The sequence below is a fragment of the Oceanobacillus polygoni genome (assembly GCF_008304605.1).
Taxonomy (GTDB): Bacteria; Bacillota; Bacilli; order Bacillales; family Amphibacillaceae; genus Oceanobacillus; species Oceanobacillus polygoni.
The window spans coordinates 16101-37881 of the sequence record NZ_PIJY01000003.1 but is presented as its reverse complement, the minus strand read 5'-3'; the positions used below and the strand labels follow the sequence as shown (position 1 = coordinate 37881).

Annotated in this window: 27 protein-coding genes; 14 read left to right on the top strand and 13 right to left on the bottom strand. The window is 34.6% G+C overall.

The annotated features are described in order from the left end of the window. Positions 1–34: 34 nt before the first annotated feature. The 6 genes from F1560_RS01305 (at position 35) to F1560_RS01280 (ending at position 4041) form a co-directional block, all read left to right on the top strand. Entirely contained in the window at positions 35–1123 is a 1089-nt protein-coding gene (locus F1560_RS01305; RefSeq protein WP_187773597.1) for a lysozyme family protein, read from the top strand. Positions 1124–1193: 70 nt separating this feature from the next. Next, entirely contained in the window at positions 1194–1685 is a 492-nt protein-coding gene (locus F1560_RS01300; RefSeq protein ID WP_149472863.1) for a hypothetical protein, read from the top strand. 40 nt (positions 1686–1725) lie between these two features. Next, positions 1726–2235 (top strand): hypothetical protein, encoded by a 510-nt coding sequence (locus F1560_RS01295; protein WP_187773596.1) that lies wholly within the window; start codon positions 1726–1728, stop codon positions 2233–2235. A gap of 17 nt (positions 2236–2252) precedes the next feature. After that, positions 2253–2516 (top strand): hypothetical protein, encoded by a 264-nt coding sequence (locus tag F1560_RS01290; protein ID WP_149472861.1) that lies wholly within the window; start codon positions 2253–2255, stop codon positions 2514–2516. 84 nt (positions 2517–2600) lie between these two features. Continuing rightward, positions 2601–2804 (top strand): DUF3173 domain-containing protein, encoded by a 204-nt coding sequence (locus F1560_RS01285; RefSeq protein WP_149472860.1) that lies wholly within the window; start codon positions 2601–2603, stop codon positions 2802–2804. Continuing rightward, positions 2797–4041: a tyrosine-type recombinase/integrase gene (locus tag F1560_RS01280; RefSeq protein ID WP_149472859.1), complete on the top strand. Its 1245-nt coding sequence runs from the start codon at positions 2797–2799 to the stop codon at positions 4039–4041. The genes F1560_RS01285 and F1560_RS01280 overlap by 8 nt, the downstream gene beginning before the upstream one ends. A 114-nt stretch (positions 4042–4155) precedes the next feature. Here F1560_RS01280 and F1560_RS01275 read toward each other — a convergent pair whose 3' ends face one another. The 5 genes from F1560_RS01275 to F1560_RS01255 all read right to left on the bottom strand — a co-directional run bounded on the left by F1560_RS01275 (position 4156) and on the right by F1560_RS01255 (position 8751). Further along, positions 4156–5367, bottom strand: coding sequence for a site-specific integrase (locus tag F1560_RS01275; RefSeq protein WP_149472858.1), 1212 nt, complete (start codon positions 5365–5367; stop codon positions 4156–4158). A 38-nt stretch (positions 5368–5405) separates the two neighbouring features. Next, on the bottom strand, positions 5406–5591 hold the full coding sequence (locus F1560_RS01270) for a DUF3173 domain-containing protein (RefSeq protein WP_017795842.1): 186 nt from the start codon (positions 5589–5591) through the stop codon (positions 5406–5408). 517 nt (positions 5592–6108) lie between these two features. Further along, on the bottom strand, positions 6109–6363 hold the full coding sequence (locus F1560_RS01265) for a helix-turn-helix domain-containing protein (RefSeq protein ID WP_017795843.1): 255 nt from the start codon (positions 6361–6363) through the stop codon (positions 6109–6111). Between the two features lie 694 nt (positions 6364–7057). Next, positions 7058–8083 (bottom strand): sensor histidine kinase, encoded by a 1026-nt coding sequence (locus tag F1560_RS01260; RefSeq protein WP_017795844.1) that lies wholly within the window; start codon positions 8081–8083, stop codon positions 7058–7060. Next, positions 8080–8751: a response regulator transcription factor gene (locus F1560_RS01255; protein WP_149472857.1), complete on the bottom strand. Its 672-nt coding sequence runs from the start codon at positions 8749–8751 to the stop codon at positions 8080–8082. The genes F1560_RS01260 and F1560_RS01255 overlap by 4 nt, the downstream gene beginning before the upstream one ends. A 206-nt stretch (positions 8752–8957) precedes the next feature. Here F1560_RS01255 and drcA point away from each other — a divergent pair, with 206 nt between their 5' ends. Next, the gene (drcA, locus tag F1560_RS01250; protein WP_017795846.1) at positions 8958–9725 is read left to right on the top strand and encodes a daptomycin efflux ABC transporter ATP-binding protein DrcA; all 768 of its coding nucleotides are present in this window, start codon (positions 8958–8960) and stop codon (positions 9723–9725) included. Further along, a complete protein-coding gene (locus F1560_RS01245; protein WP_149472856.1) occupies positions 9712–11637 on the top strand; it encodes an ABC transporter permease in 1926 nt (641 codons plus the stop codon). Before drcA ends, F1560_RS01245 begins: the two co-directional genes overlap by 14 nt. Before the next feature lie 205 nt (positions 11638–11842). Here F1560_RS01245 and F1560_RS01240 read toward each other — a convergent pair whose 3' ends face one another. The 6 genes from F1560_RS01240 to F1560_RS01215 all read right to left on the bottom strand — a co-directional run bounded on the left by F1560_RS01240 (position 11843) and on the right by F1560_RS01215 (position 15705). Continuing rightward, the gene (locus tag F1560_RS01240; protein ID WP_017795848.1) at positions 11843–11989 is read right to left on the bottom strand and encodes a hypothetical protein; all 147 of its coding nucleotides are present in this window, start codon (positions 11987–11989) and stop codon (positions 11843–11845) included. Positions 11990–12349: 360 nt separating this feature from the next. Continuing rightward, positions 12350–12604 (bottom strand): helix-turn-helix domain-containing protein, encoded by a 255-nt coding sequence (locus F1560_RS01235; RefSeq protein ID WP_017795849.1) that lies wholly within the window; start codon positions 12602–12604, stop codon positions 12350–12352. Then, the gene (locus tag F1560_RS01230; RefSeq protein ID WP_149472855.1) at positions 12588–13025 is read right to left on the bottom strand and encodes an RNA polymerase sigma factor; all 438 of its coding nucleotides are present in this window, start codon (positions 13023–13025) and stop codon (positions 12588–12590) included. Before F1560_RS01230 ends, F1560_RS01235 begins: the two co-directional genes overlap by 17 nt. Positions 13026–13491: 466 nt before the next feature. Next, a complete protein-coding gene (locus tag F1560_RS01225) occupies positions 13492–14643 on the bottom strand; it encodes an acyltransferase family protein (RefSeq protein ID WP_149472854.1) in 1152 nt (383 codons plus the stop codon). A 102-nt stretch (positions 14644–14745) separates the two neighbouring features. Continuing rightward, positions 14746–14967 (bottom strand): hypothetical protein, encoded by a 222-nt coding sequence (locus F1560_RS01220; protein ID WP_010097533.1) that lies wholly within the window; start codon positions 14965–14967, stop codon positions 14746–14748. 24 nt (positions 14968–14991) lie between these two features. Continuing rightward, complete coding sequence (locus F1560_RS01215; protein WP_091775541.1) at positions 14992–15705, bottom strand: GAP family protein; 714 nt, start codon at positions 15703–15705, stop codon at positions 14992–14994. Between the two features lie 95 nt (positions 15706–15800). On the opposite strand from F1560_RS01215, the gene F1560_RS01210 reads away from it, so the two are divergent. The 6 genes from F1560_RS01210 to F1560_RS22345 all read left to right on the top strand — a co-directional run bounded on the left by F1560_RS01210 (position 15801) and on the right by F1560_RS22345 (position 20383). After that, the gene (locus F1560_RS01210) at positions 15801–16406 is read left to right on the top strand and encodes a TetR/AcrR family transcriptional regulator (RefSeq protein ID WP_010097529.1); all 606 of its coding nucleotides are present in this window, start codon (positions 15801–15803) and stop codon (positions 16404–16406) included. A 288-nt stretch (positions 16407–16694) separates the two neighbouring features. Then, positions 16695–17282 (top strand): GrpB family protein, encoded by a 588-nt coding sequence (locus F1560_RS01205; RefSeq protein ID WP_149472890.1) that lies wholly within the window; start codon positions 16695–16697, stop codon positions 17280–17282. Positions 17283–17559: 277 nt separating this feature from the next. Continuing rightward, entirely contained in the window at positions 17560–18381 is an 822-nt protein-coding gene (locus F1560_RS01200) for a helix-turn-helix domain-containing protein (RefSeq protein WP_149472853.1), read from the top strand. A 128-nt stretch (positions 18382–18509) separates the two neighbouring features. Further along, the gene (locus tag F1560_RS01195; RefSeq protein ID WP_149472852.1) at positions 18510–18953 is read left to right on the top strand and encodes a VOC family protein; all 444 of its coding nucleotides are present in this window, start codon (positions 18510–18512) and stop codon (positions 18951–18953) included. A gap of 392 nt (positions 18954–19345) precedes the next feature. Further along, positions 19346–20044, top strand: coding sequence for a DUF2306 domain-containing protein (locus tag F1560_RS01190; protein WP_149472889.1), 699 nt, complete (start codon positions 19346–19348; stop codon positions 20042–20044). Positions 20045–20293: 249 nt separating this feature from the next. Next, complete coding sequence (locus F1560_RS22345) at positions 20294–20383, top strand: hypothetical protein (protein ID WP_245347867.1); 90 nt, start codon at positions 20294–20296, stop codon at positions 20381–20383. A gap of 230 nt (positions 20384–20613) precedes the next feature. Here the strand turns inward: F1560_RS22345 and F1560_RS01180 are convergent, their stop codons facing one another. Next, entirely contained in the window at positions 20614–21126 is a 513-nt protein-coding gene (locus F1560_RS01180; RefSeq protein WP_149472851.1) for an SRPBCC domain-containing protein, read from the bottom strand. 27 nt (positions 21127–21153) lie between these two features. Beyond that, on the bottom strand, positions 21154–21495 hold the full coding sequence (locus tag F1560_RS01175; RefSeq protein ID WP_062750319.1) for an ArsR/SmtB family transcription factor: 342 nt from the start codon (positions 21493–21495) through the stop codon (positions 21154–21156). Positions 21496–21781 lie beyond the last annotated feature (286 nt).

Here is a 21781-nt window from a genome sequence, read left to right as displayed (position 1 = left end):
CCTTTTTTTCATGTGTATGGAGGTGGATTTTAGTTTGAGTATAAATAAAATTCCAGCGGTAAAATTGGCTAAATTGAAAATAAAAATTTATATAGCAATATTTTTGTTTCTTTTTGCCTTTGTGATTGGAATAGTTCTTCTTTTTATTCTTGTTATTGCAAGTAACGAAAGTATGGAATCTCATTTAACGCAAGAAGAAGTTCAAGAAGAGGAACAGCAACCTGTGTCTGGCGCTTATGTCGTGTCTGGAATTGCTACGGAGGTTACACGTTATGAAAATCACTTTCGTAAATATGCAGAAGAGTATGGCATAGAGGAACATACAGAGGTTTTGATGGCAATGGCAATGCAGGAATCGGGAGGACGGTATTTAGATGTAATGCAAAGTTCAGAGTCTTTAGGTTTGCCAGTAAATACATTGACTGACCCCGAAAAGTCAATTGAACAAGGTGTTAAATACTTTTCTCAAACTTTAGAACAAGCAGGCGGTGATGTGGAATTAGCGTTACAGGCTTACAACATGGGTAGTGGTTTTATCAATTATGTTGATGAACACAATAATGGTGAATATAGCAAAGATATGGCTATTGAATTTAGTAACATGATGGCTAGTAGGATGGGGTGGTCAAGATATGGTGACGTGAATTATGTTGATAATGTTATGCGGTATTTAGAGCAAGACGATTCTGTGCCAGTTAATAAGGATGGGAATAGTGGATGGTCTTTACCTTTGAAAGAAATTAGAATTACCTCTGAATTTGGAATGAGAACACATCCAGTGACGGGAGAACCAGAAACATTTCATGGAGGGTTAGATTTTGCTTGTACGCCGGCAGACGATATTATGGCTGTCAAAGATGGTGAAGTTGTGGAAGCTATTCATAGTAATGTTGGTTATGGTAATTATGTTACTGTTCAGCATTCAGAAAATGAATATAGTCGTTATGGTCATATGACATCATTGAATGTTTCCGTTGGCGATAATGTTTCGCAAGGGGATTCAGTCGGTAAATGTGGTACGACAGGAAGTAGTACAGGTAATCATTTGCACTTAGAACACATGACAGAGTTGGGGCAAGCACATCCAGATAAGATAGACCCCAGAAAAACGTTAGGATTGTAACGTTCGGTTTTTGGTTTATTTTCAACTGATAAAAGATCTTAAAATGTTCGGATTTTAAAGAGGTGATAAGATGAAGAAGTATATACCATTATTTGCTATTGGTGTATTACTCATTGTTTTTTTATTTATAAAGAATGAAAATTATAGAAATGAATTAAAGCATGCAAAGAATCAAATTAGTGAGTTGGATAATTCAGATGAAATGATTAATTTAGAAGCTGGAGAAATAGGAGAAAAATTTATTACGAGTTATTTTAATTATCGAGGAAAGCCAGCAAAGGAAGATGTAGAAATATATCTATCAGATGAAATAATAAAAACACTAAATTTTGATACAAGTAATGAGTATGATGAAAATTTAAGTGAAATTAATTCATCTGTAAAAAATTTAGATATTTATTTAGGGAAAGCAACGGATGGAAAACAAAAAGTTTTAGGTGTTTTCTCCAATGAAATTGGGATTGGAGATGAAATTAATGAGGTGGATTCTTTTGTGGAATTAGATTTAGAAAAGGTGGATGATAGTTGGTTAATTGTTGATTTCCGTTTCTTCCAATATTAAATCTGTGTTATCCTATAAGTAAATAAAAAAAGGTTTAGGGGTGATTTTTATTTTTAGGAACAGTATAAAAATAATGGGATTAATCCTTTTATTAATGGTACTGGTTGCTTGTGGGATAGTGGGTAGCAAAGAAAATGATAATAAAATAAAAGCATCAAATGATACTGGAAATGAATTGAGTAATGAAGAATTAATTAATTTAGCTATACAGGAATTTAAAGAATATAGTCATAGTGACCTTTTTAGTTTTTGTCTTGAAAATGCAACTGTTGAGGATGTTCGGGAAGCAACTGATATAAAAATTTGGGAACGTGAAGGTCGTTATATAGAAATTTCAGTTGATACAGAAGTAAATAATGGTGATGTTTTTGATGGTAGTAAAAATTATACTGAACTTTATGAATTAGTAGATGGAGAATTGGAAGAAACTGACAACCCGACAGAAGAAAAATCAGATGATGTTTCTGTTAAAATATTATCAATGGAACCAGATTATATGGAAGAAAATGATAGTGTATTAGATGTTACAAAAACTACACAATGTGATTAAGGGAAAGGGATGATAAAATGTCAGAGTTTGAAGATAAAGTATTGAAGTTATTAGGTGAAATGAATAATCGCCAGAAAACTTTTCATGATGATGTGAATAAACGTTTCGATAATCTTGAAACAGATATAAAAGAATTAAAACAAGGTAATGAAATGGTACAGCAGGCTGTAAGAGAAACAGAAGTGAATGTGAGACGTTTAGTAGAAGATGAAAAATCTATTCATGAAATAATCGGGGAACATGAAATTTCTATTAGATCGTTGAAAAGGAAGCCTGTTTAATTTAAAAATTAATTATTTGAAAGAGCAGATAAAAATGTCTGCTCTTTTTTTTATGCTCTTTATTAAAAAAAAGGAGGAGAAAAAATGAATAAAACTATTTCAAAAGATGAATTAAAAAATATGGGTTTTTTGCAAAATCAAGCAGTTGAAATTATTAGACAAGCAAAGTATTATATGGTTCAGCAGGGTTATCCTTACTATAATAATAAGCGACTTGGTAGAGTTCCTTGTCATGCAGTTGAGTATATAATCGGTGTATCCCTTGAGGAAGGGGATACAAATGGCTAAAACTAAATATAAAGGAGTCTATACAGACAATAACGGAGGTTTCTTCTATCATATTGAATTAGGAGTAGATAAGGTAACAGGTGAAAGAATTCAAAAGAAAGCTAGAAAAAATAGCAACGGTGAAAAGTTCAAATCTGCAAGAGAAGCTAATAAGGAAGCAACTAGAATAAGAAATGAATATCTTAGCCAAAATGGTTATGCTAATTACAGGCTTAAATTTGGTGAGTTTATGGATTTGTTTTTTTTACCACATTATGAGTCAAACGTTGAAGAGAGTACCTGGATAGCAAGAAAACATGTTTTTGAAATAATTACTGAAAGATTCTCTGATAAAGTGCTAAGAGAGATTGATATAAGAGATTGTGAAGCTTTTAGAACATGGCTCTTGAACGAACCGGATTATTCACAAAATTATGCTGGAATGATTTATGGAGCATTTAGACAAGTAATGGAGTATGCTGTTACTTTGGAATTTTTAGAGAAAAATATTTCAAAGAAAACTAAAGCAATAGCAAAAGTGAAAAGTGTTGTTGGTTATTGGGTAAAAGAGGAATTTGAAAAGGTTATTTCAGTGATTTATATTCAAAACTTTTATGAGCATATGTGCTTTGTTGCAATTTGGTTGTATTTTATGACAGGAGTAAGGGTAAGTGAGGGTTTGGCTCTTTACTGGAATGATGTTGATTTCGAGAAGAAGAAGTTAAGGATTCATCATACTTTGCAATCTAAGTCATCAAAAGAATTTGTAAGAAAGCCATATACTAAAACTGTAGATGGTATACGAACAATATCTTTAGATGATGATACATTGGAAATCTTAAAAATCTGGAAACAAAGACAATCAGAGCATGGAATAGAAGATTTCATATTAAGTTATACGGGATTACCTGTTCATCGGTCAACGATTCCTAGAATAGTTACTAGGTATGCAAAAATAGCAAAGGTTAAAGATATACAAGCTAAAGGATTAAGGCATTCTCATGTTAGTTATTTAATTAATGAATTTAATGCTGATGTTTTAGTTGTAGCACAAAGGTTAGGACATAGTTCGCCAGAAATAACTTTAAAACATTATGCACATTTGTGGAGTAGGAATGATGAACCTCTTGCTGAAAAAATGGCAGGGAATATTAAGTTTAATTTTTCTAAGGAAACTTATATGGATTTCAATGGGAATCAAAATATTAAGATGGAATTGGTTCCCTACCAAAACCCTACCATAGGGGAGAATAAATAATCTGAAAGCAGTGATAGCAAGGGTTCAAGGTAGCCCATCTACAATCGAGTGGGAGTAGTAGAAGGAGAGCTGAAACCCCTTTGTTTATAAGGGTTTCGGCTCTTTACTCTATTTTCATTGCATTGTTATTGCATTATTTGTTTCTAATCCTTTACGTAGGTAACGAGCAGTGAACTGATTTTTAGGTGAAGTATCTTCATTTTGTGTTGCTGTTTGGTAAGACATAATACCTTCTAATTTATGGGCTACCTCAAAGTTACTGTTAGGATACAAATGTCCGTAAGTGCCGAGTGTCGTTTCAATATCTTCATGCCCTAGACGGTCTTTAATGATTAATGGGTTTTCACCCATGCTAATAAGCAATGAAGCATGAGAGTGTCTTAAAGCATGTAATCTAATTCGATGAACCCCAGCTTTTTTTGAAAAACGTGTAATGGCATTCGCCAACGTATGTTTTTGTGTAGGAACACCATTATAGCTCATCACATAATTGGTTTGAATGACAGCTTGCTGCACGTTCTGCCATTCACGGAGTAAAGTTAAAGTATCCTCGTCTAATGCAATTTGGCGCACACTAGCCTTTGTTTTTGGTTCTACAAAAGAGTAATTATCTAAATTCTTATAGTAAAGTGTTTTATCAATAGATAACACGCCAGAATCAAAGTCAATATCTTCCCATTGAATTGCAGTGGCTTCTCCAATCCGCATCCCAGTCATAAATAAAAACCACAATGAGATAAATAAAAAGTGTTGATAGTAGTCTTCCTTATAAAAAAGAGAGATGACTTTTTCAAATTCTTCTTTGGTCCAAAAATCTATTTTTGTCTTTGTCTTTTTTACATTTCCAACAATTTTAGATGGATTACTTTCAGCTAAACCTAAAACAACCGCTCGATCCATCGCCATGGAAAATAACCCTTGAACATTTCTAATATAAGAAGAACGATACTTCTTTTTAGATAATGCTAATTGCCATTTTTGCACATGAATCGGGGTAATTTCGGTAGTGATTAAACTATTAAAAAAAGTGAAATGTTTTCTTACGGTCGGTAATCGATTTTCGTACGTTCTTTCTTTTACTTGTGTTTTATACCAAGGTAAAAAAATATCTTCAATAAACTGTTGGAACAGAATGTCATCTTGCTTTTCTTCTAATTCATCTGATTTTGTAAGCAGTAACCTCGAATATTCTTCCCTTGCTTCTTTTTTAGTTTTAAAACCACTACGGTATTTCTGAATTTGCTTGCCAGTGATCGGGTGATACCCTAAATTAGCACGAAAATAATATGTTCCGTTCTTTGCCTTTTTGACGATATCTTTAGTCATGATTTCACTCCTTACGCAATTAGTGCAAGAAGTACAAATCACACATCTAAAGTTATCCCTAATACTTCCTCAACAGCTTCTTTAGGAACACGATCTAACTTTTTAGATTGATAATACGCATGTCCTTTTGAAATCATTAGTTTTTTACATTCTCTAATGATATCAGCTGAAAAAGAGGGACCATAACCTAGTGCTATCAAGTCTTTTTTAGTGACTGTGACCATATGAACTCCTTTCCATAGACTAGGATATGCTATTTGATATCTGTCTATTATTATATCGCTTCTATAAAACTAATTCTAATACGTTGCGTGAATTTGGCTCTTGCACTAAAATAAAAAGGATTTAATGTCATAACTTGATAGTTACTTTAACCTATTTTGCTAAATTGAATATCAAAAATCAGACGGCTGCTGGTGCAGCTCCACGGGAATTTCACCCCTGCAAGTATTTCTTCCAGCCCTACTCATAGCTTGCGACGGTTCAAACGCTCGAACCATGACGATAGGGGAGTATCATTATCCTAACTGATGGGTTATCGCCAGCAATCCACCACGATTACATTAGATTCATAGATTATCGCTCGTTTCTAACGAAAGTCATGGCGTATGAATCAATTGGCTCATCATCAGTAGAACGTATCTGATTTTTTGCTTATACTGCACGGCGTAATCTTCCGTGCTTTCTTTGTCAAAGAACAAATATATGATGAATGAAAGGGAAAACCTAACCATTCTGTATTCAAATTTTGAAAGCTAAAACAGATTGCATAAGCTTCGCTCGTAAGCGTTCGCGTGTATCTTCATCGATGCCCCAATAAGTGTTTCCTTGTTCATCACGGAGCTTACGCATGGATAAACTTGTCATATAGCTTCTATAATGTAGAACAACTACTTTCATTGCTTCTAGCTCACCCTTATTTGCAGCTAAAATGATTGGATACGGCAAAAAGCCACGCTCATTGCTTTCCGTATTAGTATTAATCATCCCATTCATCTGCATGCTCCTCCAAAAAACGTCTTGATGATTTCCCCTTTCATTACCTTCAACAAGTTTTTTTGTAAAATGCCAAAAATCAGAGAAAAAGTTTTTAAAAAACAATAACCCAACTGAATATTAACAGTTAGGTAGAATCATTTTTAATATTTAATATTAAGGACCAAAACAAGAAATACTTTAAATGTCAAACTCTATTTTATTACAATTCACATAAAAACTGATCGAACATAATAATGAATAATACAAAAATAAAGTTTTTTAAAATCATTTTGAGCCTCAGTTGATTTCAAAAGTCATTGCATATCTGTTAACCGTAATGAAACTTGAAAGGTCCAGCAAATAAAATAGTAAGAACATAAAAATATAACCAAATAAAAATCTTAAATAAAGTGTATGCATGGTGAAACCATGGATAATATTTCCCATACTTGGAACTGGAGATAAAAAGAGGACATATAACTTTGATTTATCGTGGTATTAATAGAACAATTTTTGAAAAATTCGATCAAAATATAATAAAAACCTGGTTATAGCTATTTTCAATTACTCATTTTTTATCAATTAATGCACTTACTATTGACTATATTATTTAATATTTATTAAGCCTTACGATAAACATTATTCTACTCGAACACCTTTAATTTGATACTTATTTTCCGATTAATCAATTTCTTTAACCCCACCATTATACTTATAGATGATAATAATTTCTGATTTTTGGAAAGTGGATGATGACCTTCGTATATTTCCCATCTTCTGAATGAATGGAAAGGTCATGTCCTAATTTAAGAGCCATTTCTTTTGCAAGGTAGAGACCTAAACCGGTAGATTTGGCATGACTTCTCCCAATAGATCCTGTAAATCCTTTTTCAAATACGCGGCTGATATCCTCTGGCTTAATTCCAATGCCTGTATCTTGAATCTGTAGCCGCTTTTCTTTTCGATCTTCCTCAAATTGTACGGAGATTTCCCCGCCTTCACCTGTATATTTTAAAGAATTTGAAAAAACTTGATCCATAATAAAACCAAGCCATTTACTGTCGGTATGGACAACCTGTTCAATATTGTCCATATGAAAACGAATTTGCTTGTTAATAAAAGATTTGGCAAATTTCTTTACACTATTTTTAGCGACTTGATCCAACACTACCTCGGAAATAAAATAATCTTTGGAAAAAGAATCAATGCGAGAATAATAAAGAGCCTGCTCCACGTAATTTTCGATTCTATCCAACTCATCTTCAAACTTGTCCACAAGGTTTTCAACAGTTCTTCCATTACTGTTTTCCATAAGCAAGCGACCTGCCGCAATCGGAACCTTGACTTCATGAATCCAAGATGTAATAAAGTCTTGATGATCCATTTTTTCGTTATACAACTTTTGTAATTGATCGCCATGCACACTATTTACTTTTTTTAATAACTCAAGATATAACAGTTGTTCATCGTTTCGCGGTTTAGGCAGAGTTGCGAGAAATTCTTCATGATTACTTTCAACCACATCATTTAATTCCCGATAAAATTCTCTATTGTAATAGTATTCGATGATTACGTATATAGCTACAATAAAAAAGATAACCATATTGGTATATACGATATTACTTACAGCGTTTCTGGAATCTGTGCTCACAATCATCATCAAAGAAACAAAGAACATAATAATCATGTTTAATATAAAGAAATTCCGTTTATCTTTTAAGTAATGAAAGAAATTCATTGAATTATATAACCTTGTCCTTTCTTAGTTGTAATAAAGTGTTCTTTTCCAAGTTCAACAAGTTTTTTACGCAGGCGAGCAATATTAACCGTCAATGTATTTTCGTCCACGAAATTTTCATTCTTCCAAAGGCTACGCATCATTTTCGTACGACTGACGATGATTCCTTTATTTTTCATAAGAATTTTTAAAATAAGAAATTCTGTTTTCGTGAGTTCCGATTTTCGATCTCCATGTAAGACCTCTCCGTTTTCAAGATTTAATATAATTCCATCATGTTCCATTGTCTGAGACTGTGTTTTCATATAGGAATACGTTCTGCGAAGGAGTGCATTTATTTTTGCAATCAATACATCCATATGGAAAGGTTTTTGAATATAATCATCTCCTCCCATGTTCATCGACATCACTATATCCATTGGTGTATCACGGGAAGAGAGAAAGATCATAGGGACCTTTGAAATTTCTCTGATTTTATTACACCAGTAAAATCCGTCAAACGATGGCAAATTGATATCCATGATGACTAGGTGAGGATCATGATTAAGAAATACCTGCATGATTTGGTCAAAGTCTTCGATCTTAACGGTTTCAAAACCCCACTTTTCTAATGCTTCCCCTACCATATCACGAATGGTCAAATCATCTTCCACAATCATGATTTTCATTCCTCTTCCCTCCAAACAATCATCCTTCTGTAACATCATATTAATTGAATATCGACCAACATACAAAGAAAACATCGTGTTTAATATATTTTTTATCAATGTGACGAAAATGTAAGGTTACGAGATCAAGCTGTAAGTTTATATAAAGAGCAGCTATTGTAAAATAAAAACATAAAACAAAACTATTCTGAATGGAGGATTTAAATATGAAAACTATTGTCGAAGCAAAACAAATAAAAAAAGTCTATGGTGCAAAGGGAAATGTATTTTCAGCTTTGGAGGATATAGACTTAACCGTCATGGAAGGTGAATTCGTCGGTATTATGGGTCCCTCGGGTGCTGGTAAATCAACTTTACTAAATATATTGGCAACAATTGACGAGCCGACTGCTGGTGACATCGTGGTTGACGGAATCAATTTGACAAAGATGAATGAAGAGCAATTATCTGCCTTTCGCCGTGACAAACTTGGTTTCCTTTTCCAAGACTATAATTTATTAGATACTCTAACTGTGAAAGAAAATATTATCTTGCCGTTAGCCTTGGCAAAATTGAACGTTGAGGAATTGGAACGAAGAGCAGATGAAGTGGCAGATAAGTTTGGCATTCGCGACATTTTAAATAAGTACCCGTACCAAATTTCTGGGGGACAAAAGCAACGCACGGCAGCATCACGCGCGATTATTTCAAAGCCAAACCTAATATTGGCAGATGAACCAACAGGTGCGTTGGATTCGAAATCAGCAACAGACTTATTAGAAAGTTTAAAGGATCTTAATGAACAAGACAAGGCAACAATTTTAATGGTTACCCATGATGCTTATGCGGCAAGTTATTGTAATCGCGTCCTATTTATTAAAGACGGTAAAATCTTCACAGAACTTGTAAAAGGGAAAAGATCCCGCAAAGAATTTTTCAACAAGGTATTGGATGTTCTATCCGCACTGGGGGGTGGGGCAAATGACGTTATTTAGTTTAGCAAGGAAAAATATTAAAGGTAATTTCAATAATTATTTTGTCTATTTTGTTACACTCGTCTTCAGCATGGTTATTTATTATACGTTCACTTCCTTGCAATATAGCGAAAAAATTCAGGAAAGCATTGAATTGTCGGATACAATGAGTTTCATGTTTGGGGTATCATCAATTATCTTAATTTTATTCGTAGCAATCTTTATTTTGTACTCCAATTCATTCTTCACAAGAAAAAGGAAGAAAGAAGTCGGATTGTACGCCATACTTGGTTTACGCAAGAAAACCATTGCAAAAATGTTGTTTTATGAAAATTTGATTATGGGAATCATTGCAATAGTTATTGGAATTATTCTTGGAACCTTACTTTCCAAATTATTTGCAATGATTTTAATAAAACTTATGGGTTCAATTGCCGAGGTGGACTTCGGTATTTCTATTCTAGCGATTACCCAAACAGTCATAGTCTTTATGGTCATTATTTTATTCACTTCCGTTCAAGGTTACCGTTTGATTTATCGTTTTACATTAATCGAATTATTCTATGATGAGAAAAAAGGAGAACAAATTCCAAAGGTTTCACTTATTACGGCTGTTATCGGAGTTATATTTCTTGTCGTTAGTTACTGGCTGATATTAAAACCATTTCCTGACGAATTTACTACGGAATATTTAATAAAAAATTATGGTATTGCTTTTGTTGCTCTCGTCATTGGCACCCATTTATTTTTTCGATCTGTAACGGTCTATTTATTAAGATTATCACAAAAAAATAAGTCGCGTTATTACAGAGGAACTAGAATAATTGAAACATCTCGTTTACTGTTTCGTATTAGAGGGAATGCACGTACCTTTACAGTCATTGCATTGTTGAGTGCTGCTACGATCTGTTTCTTAGGTGCAACTTACAGTGGGTATTACAGCAACGAAAAAAGAGCTAAGGAAGTTGTTCCATTCAGCTATTCGCATTTGTCAAAAGGTCCAGAATTTGATTCGCAGGTGGAGAGCATAATAAAAGCAGATCATCGACATCCAATAAAAGCCCAACTAGACATACCCGTCATTCAGGTAAAAGGAATACTCTCATTTCAACTGGATTATGACATAAATCCTGTGAAATTAATCTCAGAAAGTACATTTAATAAAGTAGCGAATGCTTTAAATAAGGATGAAACAGTCTCACTATCAGGAAATCAAGCAGCAGTAATCCAGCCAAGGTTTACTGAATATACGAAGTCGGTTTTTAAAGGAGAAAATATAACGATTCAATTGCATCAAGGAAGCAACGAACTGCCATTTGTTCATATGGTTGAAAGTAATGTGCTACCTTTCGATTATCCCGATTTCTTTCTAGTAGTCAGTAACGAAATGTTTGCTGAGATAGCCAAAAAAGAGGCTCCATTAACTTATAAAGTGTATGAAGTGGAAAATGAAGTAACGGCACAAGCCACATCAAAGAAAGTAAATAAACTGGTTGGAAACGATTTTCAAGTTTCTTCATCATTTTATACGGAGTATAAGCAAGGTAAAGAAGGAAACGCAATTACTCTCTTTATTTTCGGATTTTTGGGGCTAGTATTTTTAGCAGCAACTGGAAGTATCATTTATTTCAAACAGTTAACAGAAGCGAATGAGGCGAAAGGACACTATGAAATCCTTAGAAAAATCGGTGTCAATAAAAAGGATATACGTAAATCAATCAAAAGGCAGTCATTATTTGTGTTTGGATTGCCACTAACCATAGGAATATTGCACAGTTGTGTGGCATTGTACTTTACTAGCAACTTTATTTCTAATCTCATTGGAATCAATCTTATTTTCCCTATTCTAATGGCTATAGTCTTCTTTGTTATTATCTATGCAGTCTATTACGTATTAACTGTTAATACGTACAATCGCATTGTAAACAAATAAGGGCGAAACATCTCTCGAATGTTCGGTTCGGGAGGTGTTTTTTCATGTATTCCTTTGTTAAAAAAATCCTCATTACTCTGGAATCTAGACCGATTATATTATTGAAGATCAAATTGAACATCCTTAAATCTTCTAACAACAAAAAATCGAATGATTGGAAATATGATAACTCCTATACAAAATGTATCGCCAATAGAAACACAATTCAGTCTGTAATATCAGAAATAATGCCATATTCTTTCATTAATTTATTTTTAACCATGTAATATTCTTTCTTGGTAATCAAATTACGGGTTAGCAGTTGTTTTAACATAGCAATTTGTATACTATAAAGAATCAAATCCTGTTTCAAAAAACACGCCCCCCTATAATTAATTAAAAATCAGACGGCTGTTGGTACAGCTCCACGGGAATTTCACCCCTGCAAGTATTCCTTCCAGCTCTACTCATAGCTTGCGACGCTTTGAACGTTCGAACCATGACGGTAGAGGAGTATCATTATCCATACTGATGGGTTATCGCCAGCAATCCACCACGATTGTATTAGACCCATAGATAATCGCTCGTTTCTATCGAAAGTCATGGCGTATGAATCAAGTGGCTCATCATCAGTAGAACGTATCTGATTTTCGGTCTATACTGCACGGCGTTATCTTCCGTGCTTTCTTTGTCAAAGAACAATATATGTGAAAGGGAAAACTTAACCATGTAATCAAATCTTGAAAGCTAAAATGCCCTGCATAAGCTTCGAACGTAAACGATCATGTGTGTCTACATCAATGCCCCAATACGTATTACCACGCTCATCATAAAGTTTACGCATAGACAAACTTGCCATATAGCTTCCATAATGCAAAATAACGTAATTCATCGCTTCTGGATCACCCTTATTTGCAGCTAAAATAATTGGATACGGTAATAAGCCACATTCGTTGTCTTTTGTGTTAGCATCAATCATCCCAGTCATCTGCATGTTCCTCCAAAAATCGCTTTAACCTTTTAAAAGAGCTTGTCCGTCTATACTGAACCGTACTACGAGGAATCTCTAGTAGTTCGGCTATTTCTACATCTGATTTATCAAAAAAATAGTATAGTAGGACTGTCTTACGCTTTTCTATTGGCAAAGTACGCAACGCTTCAGCGAGTAATTTCGGAGTTATTTTCTTTCCAACCACTTGAAAACTTTGTCCTTCTTCTCCTTCATATTGCTGATCTAAGGTATAGAGTTGATTTTCTTCTTGTGGTGTGAGATCAGAAAATGTCATCTCCTTTGCTTGTCGTTGTTGTCTTTCGTTGAAAATATTGATTGCTTCATTCTTCAGTACACGTTTACAAAAAGCATTAAATGCACAGCGAACTTGCCACTCGGTACGATCTGGTTCTATCATGCATTTCCTCTCCCTTCGCAACTGCAAAGGTGGGTGATGATTTCCCCTTTCATAACCTTCAACAAGATTTTTTATGAAATGCCAAAAATAAGAGCAATATTTTAAAAAATATTCATTAAATACAAAAAAGCCCAACTGAACATAAGCCAGGTGGGAGTAAAAATTTATACATTTTATTAAATGGAAAATTCTATTTAAAAAAGTGGAAAGCCTTAGTTCAAAAAGAAAACAAATTACGACAAAACAAAAAGTAAAAGTAATATATGAGCTAAGGCACGATTATCCTGTGAAGACATTACTCAAAATTTCCGGTATTCCACGTAACACTTATTATTATAAAATTAATACTTTTGAGCACTCAGATAAAAATTCCAAGTGGAAAAGGCTCATTAGTTCTATTTTGAGAAGCATAAGGGCAGATATGATTATCGTCGTATCCTCTTTTCTTCTTTAATACTCACCATCCCTAAAGAATCTTTGACACAAAGGGAATCTGCTTAATTATATAACTTAACAAGAAGCAAAGTGGTAACGTGATCAGAATCATAGCTAGAAACATGAAGGATGGTGGAAAGTGGATGACCTTCAATCCAGCAATAACAATAGCGATAATCGGTATATGAATGATATAAATCACGAAGGAATGGGCTGACAAGAAGCTCCAACTTTTTCCTTGACGAGAAACTCTTTTGCGAAAGAATATGATTAATCCGAGAATGACGCCAACACAAAATAGAGCTTCCCACAGAGAATAAACCAAAGATGCCCAGTTCCAGCCGCCAGAAAACTGTAATTCGTCTACCCAAAATATCAAGACTAAGGGAAGGAGAAGAATCGATGCTCCAATTGCAATTCCAAAACCCGCCCTCCCCATAGAATCAGGGGTATTTCGAAACCAATTGCGTTGATAAGCGATGATGCCTAAAATGAATAGCCCGACATATTGTGGGAGATCATAGCCGCTTGCTGTAAATAGTCCAACGAATGCTCGAACCTTGGGAGATCCGCCTGGCAAGTCGAGAGCAGGGACCCACAGTCTTATGATGAAATACGATACTGCTAATATCATGACAAAGATGGCAAGCATTGTGTAGGTGGGTGGCTTACTCTGACGAACTACTGATAGCTTATTTTTACTCATAAACTTCGCCCAAACTGCGTATAAACAAACGAATACGAAAAGTAGCTCGACGTACCACATAGGCCCGTAAGTTAAATGTGAAAAATAGGTTTGCCATGTAAATGGCTCTTGGTTAAGTATATAGGCTTCAATTGCTTGAGCTTGGCTAAGAATGAAAATATAGAAGATAAATGGGATTAGGAATCGGACAGATCTATCTTTGATAAACCGAGTTGCCCCATTACTTTCAAAAGATGAAGGGACAAAGTAACCAGAAATAAGAAAAAATGTCCCCATAAAGAAAGTCTGATTAAAAGCAAGGAATAAAAGGCCCATTACAACCCCAATAGACCCTTGTGTTAATACATCGTTATAGATGGAAAAGTACACCAAATGATGTAGCACAACCAAAACTGTAAGAGCTCCTCTTAGGTTATCAATAAAGGATAATCGTTCTTCCTTTTGGGAAGACGAGCTCCCTATATGTCTTGAATTCATAATAATTCTTATGTTCCTCTCTATAAATATTTAAAAATATATTTCAACGGAGTATCCGCCAAACTGGACGGCTATGTATAAACCGTCCAATTTGCTCTATATTTAATTTTCTCTTTTAGTTGATCTGTCTATTTTCCAAGAGGCTAAACCTATGATCCCACCAACTATAATAAAAATAATGTCCATAACAATTTCAAATCCCTGAAACGCATTAATATAATTTACCAAAAACCAACTTTTTCCACCATTAGTCAAATGATTGATTAATCCGCCTACTCCCTGTATAACAAAAAGTAGACCAAGTCCACTGATTATTTCTTTCATGATGAACACCTCATTAATAATTTTTTAATTTAATATGCCTCTAAGACCGATATTGAAAAAAACCGCACCTACTACTCCTATCGCTACCAAGAGTGAGGAAATCGGAGCTTCATTTAATTTTGATTTAATTTTATTTAGAAATTGTTGCAGTCTCTCTTTAAACATAATATTAACCCCTAACAAAAGAAGAGAAGGAAGCACCATTACAAGATTGTAGCCAATTATAATAAAGATAGAAGAGGAAGACTCAATTGTTAGGTGATTCATTAACAAAATGGAATAAAAGTAAGGCAATGCAGTTACAAATTCAATTAGAAAAACAATGATACCTAATATGATCATCCCTTTCATCGTTGTTTTTTGGGGTATAAATGAAATTAAACGTTTTTTTGTAGTATCATTTGGTTTACAGAAGCTAATTAGAACAATAACTGCTCCAAAAAGGAGATAAAACCAATTGATAAAGTCAAATTCAGATAATTTTCCAATTCCTTTCAATAATGAATCTCCACCAAAGTATAGGAATAAGCCCACTACGAAGTAGCCAAACTGCGTAATAAATAAAAAAACAAGCAAGCGAGAAGATAATTGATTAGGCTGTGTCAATAATAAATAAGCTGTTACAGCAAGTACACCAGGACTTAATATATCAATTAATGCGCAAATAGAAATAATTAGCAAAGCTATCGATGTGTCTATTGATGAAGAAGGCATCAATGCTTCAATACTTTCAATCAAATGTAGAGTCCCTCCTTTTTATATGTTATAATTTAAATAGCACAGTGTGTTAAAAATATAATAACACACTGTGTTAATAAAAGGAAGTGATTTTTATGCCAAGGATTGTTAATCATGAAAAAAAGAGAAAGTCAATTGCTGAAGCCGCTTGGAATATAATTAAGAAAGAGGGAACAGAAAAAGCCTCCATAAGAAGAGTTGCGATTGAAGCAGGCATGTCTGCTGGAGCGTTAAGACATTACTTTTCAACTAAGGATGAAATGTTATTATTTATCATGGATTACTATCTGGAAGAAGGTAAAAAACGATCTCAAAGTAAAAGTTGGTCAGAAAATCCATTGCAGGCTGTCGAAGAGGTTTTATTGGAGCTTGTACCAATTGATGAAGAAAAGAAAATCGAAACGAGTGTTTGGTGGATTCTTGCACTTCAGTCACTTACAAGTGATACATTAAAAGAAAAGAAAGATGAAATGACTAACGGTACATATGAATTAGCAAATTCAATGATTGAGATATTAGTCCTAAAAGGGATTTTATCTGATTCAACTAATGTAAAATTAGAAAAAAGTAGGCTAGCGGCATTAATTGATGGATTGTCCATTCATGCTCTGTTAAGACCTGATGTCTACTCTCCAGAAAAGGTGAAGGAAGTAATCCGTTATCATTTAGAAACACTCTGTAATGAAAGTCAATTGAATTGATTTTGCAACCTTTAATCTTCATTTGTTTACCGATTACAGTGGTGGCATTGGCGTCAATTTCTTTGATGAGCCATTTACAATAACTATAGATTATTTTATACTTCTCTTTACTTTTGGAATTGCTCTACAGCTATATAAAAAGTATACAAGAACACTATGGATGAATATTATCTATCATATTGTTTATCTTGAAGTGGCTAGATATATTTCCATGGGTGGTATGTTGAAAAGTGCGGTACGTTTGAATGCTATTAAAAATCGAAATGGAGGGAGATTTAATTGACTTTGATGCACGATAATTTAAAATCTAAAAATGAAGAAAAACTGCAAGAAGTAATGGTTGGAGAGCTAAAACCTCACGATGCACAAATTACACTCCTTGACTATGATCCGAAATGGCCGAAGTTATTTGACCGAGAGGCTAAAAGAATTTATTCCATACTTGGTAAAAAAGTACTTCAATTGGAGCACGTTGGATCAACTTCAGTGCCAGGTTTATGTGCTAAGCCAATTATTGATATTCTATTGGTTGTGAAGGATTCTGCTGACGAAAGTGCTTATGTTCCTGACTTGGAGGAAGACGGCTATACTTTACGTATTCGAGAACCAGATTGGTTTCAACACCGACTTTTTAAAGGCCCCGATACAGATATTAATTTACACGTATTTAGTAAAGGCTCATCTGAGATCGACCGAATGTTGCGGTTTCGCAATTGGCTAAGAATTAACCATTCCGATCGAGATAAGTATGCAAACGTAAAGCGTAACTTAGCTCACCGTAAATGGAAACATGTCCAAGACTATGCGGATGCAAAAGGTTCAATAGTACAGGAAATTATGGGGAGAGCAAATGTGGTCGATGAGAAGAAGGGTTGAAACTTACAAATTCCTTTTATAAGGGTGAAGGTATTTAATAATATTACTTATCAGTAAGATAAGTTTGTAAAATAAAAAGTCCTGTTATCACGTCATAACAGGCAACTTGATTTTTCTACACTTATTAAGAAAATGGAAAAGGGTTAATTATAAGTCCTTTTCTACCAAATAATCCGAATATCCTAAAAAATAAGGATTTAAATTACATTGTTGATCGAACTTTATTCCAAGCCAACAATAATGGTTTTTTTAGAATAAATTAAAGGTAGTGATTGCTATGGTTGTTTTTCGAACCTACAACCCCCCGCCTCCCTTGTCGAATTTTATAAATATTTTTTGGTATTACAAAAGTTATAAGCCGCCTCATGAAATGGAACGCGTCCTTCCAGACGGCTCTATGGAATTAGTTATCAATCTAGAAGAGGACTTGATAAAGGTATACGATCAAAAGAATCAGGACCGATTCAAAAGTTTTCGTGGGAGCGTGATTTCTGGACCGCATTCAGATTTTACTGTTATCGACACAGCATGTCAAGCTTCCACAATAGGGATTCACTTTAAGCCAGGTGGTGCTTTTCCATTGCTTAATATATCAGCCAATGAATTATATAATAGGCACGTATCTCTAGAAACACTTTGGGGGGCAAAAGCGGTCGAAATGCGAGATCAGCTTCTTGAAGTTGAAATGCCAGCTGCCAAATTTAGAGTTCTTGAACATTACTTATTGGAGATGATAAATCAAGCCTCGGCTCTTCATCCAGCAGTTGTCTTCGCGTTAAAGAAATTTCAGGATTTCCCTTATCAGTTAAAAATTGCTGATGTGACTAATCAAATTAGTTTGAGTTCACGCCGTTTTATTCAGGTATTCAAGGAAGCAGTGGGAATGACACCCAAACAATTTTACCGCATCCAACGTTTTCAGAATGTACTTCAGCTCATTAATGAGGGAGAGCAAATTGATTGGACAACATTTGCGTTAACTTGCGGTTATTATGATCAGGCCCATTTCATCCACGATTTTCGTGCATTTTCTGGTCTTAGCCCAACAGTCTACCACATGAATCAAGAGAAACAACAAAATCACGTTCCACTTAAATAGGGTCATTTTTTTACAATACAATTCATTCCACCGTAATTTAGAATAAATTTGATGCAATCATTCCCAATATCTGACCTGTTTCTTTGGAATAATTGTATCCAAATTTAAATTCATTGGAGGAATATTTCATGACATCGAATACAAAAGGCATTCCAGCAGGATACCACACAGTGACACCGTACATGATTATCAAAGATGCAACAGCTGCCATTTCATTTTATAAAAAGGCATTTGGAGCTACTGAACAGATGCGTGTTACAGATAACAGCGGTAAAATTCAGCATGCAGAAATCAAAATCGGTGATTCACCAATCATGATTGCTGATGAGTTTCCAGCATACCCGATTATGCAGAGCCCCCAGTCTCTTAAAGGAGCTGGGATGCATATTTTTCTCTATGTTGAGGACGCAGATGCACTTTTTGCACAAGCTATTGATGCAGGAGCAAAGGAACTGGAGCCCGTAGAAGATCATATTGAAGGCGATCGACGTGGAGGTGTAATAGATCCCTTTGGGCACATTTGGTGGATTGCAACACATATAAAGAATGTGCCGATTGAGGAAATACAATAGCACTTTGTAGGTTTTGTTAATCCTATTTGATGGGAATAAAACTACAACTTAATTTGAAGTGGGAATGCTGATTTAACAGCATTTACCCTAATTTAAAACGGACATATTGATTAAAAATAATATAGTTCTCTGCCAAAAACCCTGCCAATAAAAAATTTTGGCAGGGAACATTTTTAGTAGGAAAAATAGGGTATCGACTTATAAGAAATACAGCTTACTGTTTCTCATGTTCAATTTCCTGACACAAAAATAAGATTCCCTTGGCCAGGAGAATTTTGCGGTATGAACGTACTTCATGAAAACTAGAAGTCTATATAAAATTAGCTATATGACTCGTTTATTAAAAAAATTTTAGAATATGTAAATGTATCCTGTAAGGGGGATGAGAATTGATGGAGTTTATGTTTATGGTTGCTCGGTGGTTTCATGTTTTAGGGGGATATTTGGCATTATGTGTGTTTTGGGTTCCAATAGTTACGAAGAAAGGGAGAAAGACGCATCGACGTAGTGGTTGGGTATATGTGGTTGCCATGAGCATTGTATCCATTTCAGCATTATATATGGGGATTTATCGCCTTGCTTTGGATCCGTCATTTCACGCAGAGGATGTTCCATTTTCTTGGTTTCTGATTTTTATTGCTATTTTAAGTGGAGGGGCTGTATGGTATGGCTTACGCGTCCTTCGATATAAAAGACGCCGAAATACTCACAAGCATGTGATTGATTTGTTTTTTCCGATACTATTACTTACCTTTGGTATCGCAATTAGCATATACGGTTGGAAGATTGATTTTCCGTTATTGAAGTTTTTCCCTATTATAGGTGTGTTTTTGGGAGGAATCCAACTGCAATATTGGCTGTCTGCTCCAACCAGAAGATCTCATTGGATAGTGGAACATATAATAGGTATGCTATCATGCTGTATCGCAACCGTTACTGCATTTGCCGTCTTTGGTGCACCAAGACTTCTTCAAATTGAATCTGTCAGTTTAATTATATGGGTCATTCCAATCCTTATATTTGCTCCGCTTATTTTTGGATTCACCAACTATTATACTAACAAAATGGATGGAAAACGTTCTGCATCTTGAACGTGTGAAAAGAATACCTGCACTAATCAATGAATAAAAGCTTTTATGTTCCTGCGGAAAATAGGTGCAATTTTCCAGATCTCATTTTTAAAAAAATAAGGTATGGGGAGAAACAAATGAATAATAATTAAGTTACCTATAAATTAGCAAATTCAATGATTGAGATATTAGTTCTAGCTATAAGGAATTTTATCTGATTCAATTAATGTACAATTAGAGATAAGTAGGCTATCGGCATTAATTGATGGCTTGTTCATTCATGCCCTGTTAAGACCTGATGTTTACTCTCCAAAAAAGGTAAAAGAAGTAATCTGTTATCATTTAGAAACAATCATCTAGGTTACCTTGCCTACCTTATTCCCTTTAATAGGATCGCCAAATTATTGGCATTGGTCTACAGTATTCTGAAATTAGCTGAACCTCGCAGGCTACTTTTCGAAGATTTTTTAGAAACGAAAAACAAGAGGAAGAAAGATATTTTCCCCTCTTGTTTTATTTTCGAGACGTATTAGACAGCCCTTTGTGAGTGTTTTGTCAAAAATCATATTAAATGATCAAAGCTTTATTCTCTATTTTAATCTCTCTACCAATACATCTAAATTATTCCATGTTTGTGTGATTCCTTCCAACAATCCCATGTCCAAAACAGCTTGCAGGGAATCCGCTGAATCGAATTCAGAACGGCTGACCAATTTTGTTTGACTGCCTAAATCGATGAATTCCATCGTGACCTCTGGAGAAGGCATGGACTCATTGATATTGCCTTCTGCATCCGAAAAATAATCGTTATAAACAATCTTTTCTGGCTCAATAATGTCTTTATAAATGGTTTTGTTCCAAGATTCCATTCCATATTCTTCTTGATTCTTATCAACACATTTCATGCAATAGTGCCATACGCCTCCTGGGCGAAAGTCCATGTTGCAAACGGGCAGTTCCCAACCATCCGTACTCCACCAGCGCTTTAAATGCTCTGGTTCCTTAAATAGTTGAAATAGTTGATCACGTGGCATATCATAAACTCGTTCTAAAACAAGAAACCTTTCTTTCTCTACTCTTGAAACCATTTTGTTATTTGGCATAATTTTTCCTCCTTATTTTTCACTTGTCTATTGTTTTTTATTTTGCAGTTCTTGTACATAATCGTCCAAGTTGTCGAGTCTTCTTTCCATATCCTTTTGAAAGGAAGTCGCCCAATATTCTATTACTCGGAAGGGCTCAGACCGTAGCTTGTAATATCGACGATTAGCTTCTGGCTTCACTTCTACAATTCCATTGTCACTCAGCACCTTTAAATGCTTTGAAGCATGCGGCTGGCTCAATTCCAACCGATTAGCAATTTCCCCCACTGTTAAAGACCCATTACGCAGCAACTCAACGATTGCCATTCGATTAGGTTCAGCCAATGCCCCCAGCATAGATACATTCATGCCTGGAATTTTACCTGACATGTCGCTCACCCCATTAAAAAAATATCTATTTTTATCATCGCATCCCCTCTCTGACACTTGACTTAATTCATGTGATTTGAATATAACACAAACGGAATATAACTGTAAAGGCATATTTAATGTATTTCATCTATCCCAAGTCATTTAGGAGTCTCAAATTGGTATTCTCACTCTTTGAATGATACGTAGTCAAAATCCATAATCAATTGCTTTCGTAAGCTATGCTTATATACTTGTCAAAACCACATTCAGGACAACGTTCTGGTGGGATTGCTTCCATTTGCGA